This window comes from uncultured Mobiluncus sp., assembly GCF_947254095.1.
In the GTDB taxonomy this organism is placed as follows: domain Bacteria; phylum Actinomycetota; class Actinomycetes; order Actinomycetales; family Actinomycetaceae; genus Mobiluncus.
The window spans coordinates 1-4477 of sequence record NZ_CAMYBV010000041.1 but is presented as its reverse complement, the minus strand read 5'-3'; the positions used below and the strand labels follow the sequence as shown (position 1 = coordinate 4477).

The window sequence follows — 4477 nt, the reverse complement described above, 5'->3', positions numbered from 1 at the left end:
TTGCCTACCCCAGTCTTGACTTCGACATTTTGTTGATCTGCTCCGACTAAACGCAGCTGCGTGATGATCCTGGAGAGTTCTTCCGCGTCCATTTTTGCCCCTTTGCACCTGGTACTTAACCCGAACTTCCCACTTAACATAACACTTGGGGAAGTTAAGTGGGAAGTAAGTGGGAAGTTCGGCTGCGGTGTGTCGTGAACGTTTGCAGCCGGGTCGTGCCCCCTATGACACCCCCGCCAGGCGCTGAATGACCGTGTCGGCCAGCAGGCGACCGCGCCGAGTCAGCACCGCTCGACCCGCGCCGCTGGTCAGAGCGTCCGGTGCCGACCCGTCCTGGTGCAAAAGCTCGTCCTGATGCGAAAGCCCGTCCCCCTGCGAGAGCTGTCCGACCGGCAGTGAACCGCCCTTTTGCACCAAATCGCAGTCCGGCAGCGAATCACCACCGGGCAGCAGCGCGCCGTCCAGCAAGCCCTCAGCAGCCAACTCGTGCGCCTCAACGAGCAACGCCGCCGCGTCGACTCCGAATTCGCGGGCATATTCGCCCAAATCCAGGCCCTGGCGCAGGCGCAGATTCAGCAGGAGTTTTTCCAGGCGGGCGCTTTCGCCGGTGATGATTTCCTGGCCGTCAACAGGCCGGTGGCCCGCCCGCAGGGACTGCATCCACTTCGCGGGGTGGCGCAGGTTCCAAAAGCGCGTGCTGCCCAGATGCGAGTGGGCGCCGGGCCCGAAACCGTACCAATCTTGATCACGCCAATAGGCCAGGTTGTGACGGCATTCGTGGCCGGGACGCGCCCAGTTGGAAATCTCGTACCATTCCAGGCCCGCCGCGCTGAGCGTCTCATCAGCCAGCTCGTATTTATCCGCTTGGTCGTCGGGGTCTACCGGGGCAATTCCCCCCCGCGCGAGTGCACGTCCCAGCGCGGTGCCCGGCTCGATGACCAGGGCGTAGCAGGACACGTGGTCCACCCCAAGTTCCAGCGCGGCATCCAGGGAGGCCCGCCAATCCGCCAAGCTCTCTCCCGGCGTGCCATAGATGAGGTCCACGCTGACCTCGAGTCCTTGCGCGCGCGCCGCCCGCACCCCTGCCACCAGGTGCTTTTGCTGATGCGTCCGATCCAGAGTCGCTAACACGGCGGGAATAGCCGACTGCATTCCAAAAGACACCCGCGTAAAACCGCCCGTGGCCAGGGCTTCTAAATACTGCGGCGTCACCGTGTCGGGGTTTGCCTCGGTCGTTATCTCCGCGCCGGGCACCAGTCCGAAAGTTTGGCTCAGGCCGCGCAAGACTCGCACCAAATCGGTCGCCGGTAAGACTGTCGGGGTTCCCCCGCCGAAGAACACGCTGGTCAGCGGCCGACCGTCCTGGTGAACAGCACCAACGTGGCCTGTGCCAGCGCCACCGGCACCGCCCTCGTGACCAGCACCGACCTTGTGACCCCCGCCCTGACTCTCCGCGACCGACCCGGAATAATCCGGCGCATACAGGCCGACTTCCTGGAGCAACGCCGCGGCGTACCCCTCCACGCCGGGCCCCAGCAACAGATTCGAGTACGTATTGAAATCGCAATAGCCACAACGCCGCAGGCAGTACGGCACATGCACGTAGGCGCAGAGCGTGCGCGGCGAACTCATCAGGCTTCGCCCGCCCCGTACCACGGCTCACGCGGCGCAAACCCGGACTCGGCGGGCTTCTCCGTCTCGCTGACCCGCCCCAAACGGGCCATCACCTGGAACGACGCGGCCTGTTCACGCTCTTCTGACGAGCCGCGCGCCAAGCGCACCACACACAAATCATGCACGTCACGGCCCTCACGAGCCGCCCGGCGCTCGAACGCCGTCACCACCCGACCGTCGAAACGCGGCGCAAAACCGCCGCGCTGACCTTGTGGATCGTTGACGTCGGGACGCTGGCCAACGTGCGGGTTAGACAATCCGAGGGTGGACTCAACCACGTCACGCTGCTGCCAAGCGTAGTCGTCCCAATCGGTCGCCAGGCGCCACTGACCCCCGTCTTCCAGCAGCCGGGCGACAATGGCCGCAAACTCCGGCGCTACCAGACGCCGCTTGTGATGGCGAGTTTTCGGCCACGGGTCAGCGAAAAATGTCCACATCTCGTGTACCGTCGCTTCACCGAGCAAAATGGGCAGGGCTTGCAGGGCGTCGACGTCCGCGACTTTCAGGTTGGGTAGGCCGTCGTAGTTGCGCACGGCGGAGGACACGATTTTCGCCACCCCCGGCAGCCACACTTCAAATCCCAAGTAGTTGTTCTCCGGGTGCAGCGCGGCAGCGTGAGTGATTTGCTCGCCGTTACCGCAGCCGACCTCGACAATGAGCGGGGCCTCGCGGCCAAACACGACGCGGGGATCCAGGCGCTCCCCCTCGGCCGCCATCGTCGGCCCCGCCCCGCGTTTCACGTCCAACAGGTAGGCATCTTTGTACTTTTCAAAGGTCTTTTCCAAAGTTTGGCCCATGCGGTCGCCGCGCCGGGCAAAAGTTCTGACCCGCGGGTAAGGCCGCTGGCGGTCAGGGGTTTCATCGTCCCCGCCGGACTGGGCGTCGGCTCGAATCGTTTTGCCCATTACTTTTTCGGCTCCTCATTGGATAGCGCGGCGATGAAAGCCTCCTGGGGAACCTCAACGCGCCCAATGGCTTTCATGCGTTTCTTGCCGGCCTTTTGCTTTTCCAACAGTTTGCGTTTCCGGCTGATGTCGCCGCCGTAGCACTTGGCGAGCATATCCTTGCGCAGCGCCCGGATATTTTCCCGGGCGATGATGCGAGTGCCGATAGCCGCCTGGATAGGCACCTCGAACTGTTGGCGCGGGATGAGTTTGCGCAGCTTTGTCGCCATCGCGGTCCCGTAACTGTAGGCATTGTCCTTGTGAACGATGGCGGAAAACGCGTCAACCTGTTCCCCGTTCAGCAAAATGTCCACCCGCACCAGGTCGGCCGGAGCCATTCCGTCCAGGTGGTAGTCCAGCGAGGCGTAGCCCTTGGTGCGGGACTTCAGCTGATCAAAGAAGTCGTAAACAATCTCACCCAAGGGCAGGGTGTAGTGCAGTTCCACCCGATCCGAGCTCAAGTACTCCATATTCTTCATGGTGCCGCGCCGATCCTGGCACAGTTCCATGACCGGACCGACAAAGTCCGAGGGCGTCAGGATGGTCGCGGCCACCACCGGCTCGCGCACCTCCTTGACTTTGCCTTCGGGGAACTCAGAAGGGTTCATGACGTGAGTTTCCGTGCCGTCTTCCGCCACCACCACGTATTCCACGTTCGGGGCGGTAGAAATCAGCACCAGATCAAACTCGCGTTCCAGACGCTCGCGAATAATCTCGAGGTGCAGCAAACCCAAGAAACCGCAACGGAAACCCGACCCCAGGGCGGCCGATGATTCCGGTTCAAAAGTCAGCGACGCATCGTTGAGCTTCAGTTTGTCCAGCGCGTCACGCAACACCGGGAAATCGGTTCCGTCAATCGGGTACAGTCCCGAGAACACCATCGGCATCGGGTCGCGGTAGCCCGGCAAAGGTTCGCAAGCGCCCTTTTCCGCAGAAGTAACGGTGTCGCCCACGCGGGATTGGCGCACGTCCTTCACCCCGGTAATGAGGTAGCCGACTTCGCCCGCCCCGATACCTTTCGTGGGAATCGGATCGGGGCTGATAACACCCAGTTCCAGCAGTTCGTGGGTGGTGCCGGTGGACATCATGTTGATTCGCTGGCGGGCATTGAGCGTTCCGTCCATGACGCGCACGTAGGTCACGACCCCGCGATACGTGTCATAGACCGAGTCGAAAATGAGTGCGCGGGTCGGGGCGTCCGGCTGTCCGGAGGGCGGGGGGACCTGGGAGACAATCTCGTCCAGCAGGGCCTGTACGCCCTCCCCGGTCTTGCCCGAAACTCGCAAGCAGTCCTCGGGCTGGCACCCGATGAGGTTCGCCAGTTCTTCGGCGTGCTTTTCCGGCATCGCGCCGGGCAGGTCGATTTTGTTCAGCACCGGGATAATGGTCAAGTCCCCTTCCAGGGCCAGGTAGAGGTTCGCCAGGGTTTGCGCCTCGATACCTTGGGAGGCGTCCACCAGCAGGACCGCCCCTTCACAAGCCGCCAGTGAACGCGATACTTCATAGGTAAAGTCCACGTGACCTGGGGTGTCAATCATGTTTAGGGCGTAGGCTTTGTCCCCTACCTGCCAGGGCATCCGCACGGCTTGGGATTTAATGGTGATGCCGCGTTCGCGTTCAATGTCCATCCGGTCCAGGTATTGGGCACGCATCTCACGGTCCGAGACGACCCCGGTTAGCTGCAGCATCCGATCCGCCAGTGTCGACTTGCCGTGGTCGATGTGGGCGATAATCGAAAAGTTACGAATCAGGGACGGGTCGGTGGCGGCGGGCGCAATCGACTGTAACAGGGCATCACCAGGAATGGGCATGGACTTCCTTATCTTTCTCGCTAGACATTCCATTTTGTCATTTTTCCC

General features: G+C 62.2%; 3 protein-coding genes. All 3 read right to left on the bottom strand.

What is annotated here, in order from left to right; genetic code table 11:
- Window positions 1-222 precede the first annotated feature (222 nt).
- The 3 genes from hemW to lepA are packed head-to-tail and all read right to left on the bottom strand — an operon-like array spanning window position 223 to window position 4429.
- Window positions 223-1632, bottom strand: a complete 1410-nt coding sequence (hemW, locus tag Q0X47_RS08370; RefSeq protein ID WP_297724981.1) for a radical SAM family heme chaperone HemW — start codon at window positions 1630-1632, stop codon at window positions 223-225.
- Window positions 1632-2579: a tRNA (guanosine(46)-N7)-methyltransferase TrmB gene (trmB, locus tag Q0X47_RS08365; RefSeq protein WP_297724976.1), complete on the bottom strand. Its 948-nt coding sequence runs from the start codon at window positions 2577-2579 to the stop codon at window positions 1632-1634. Before trmB ends, hemW begins: the two co-directional genes overlap by 1 nt.
- Window positions 2579-4429 carry a translation elongation factor 4 gene (gene lepA / locus Q0X47_RS08360; RefSeq protein ID WP_297724973.1) on the bottom strand — a complete coding sequence of 617 codons (1851 nt, stop codon included), beginning with the start codon at window positions 4427-4429 and terminating at the stop codon, window positions 2579-2581. The genes trmB and lepA overlap by 1 nt, the downstream gene beginning before the upstream one ends.
- Window positions 4430-4477 lie beyond the last annotated feature (48 nt).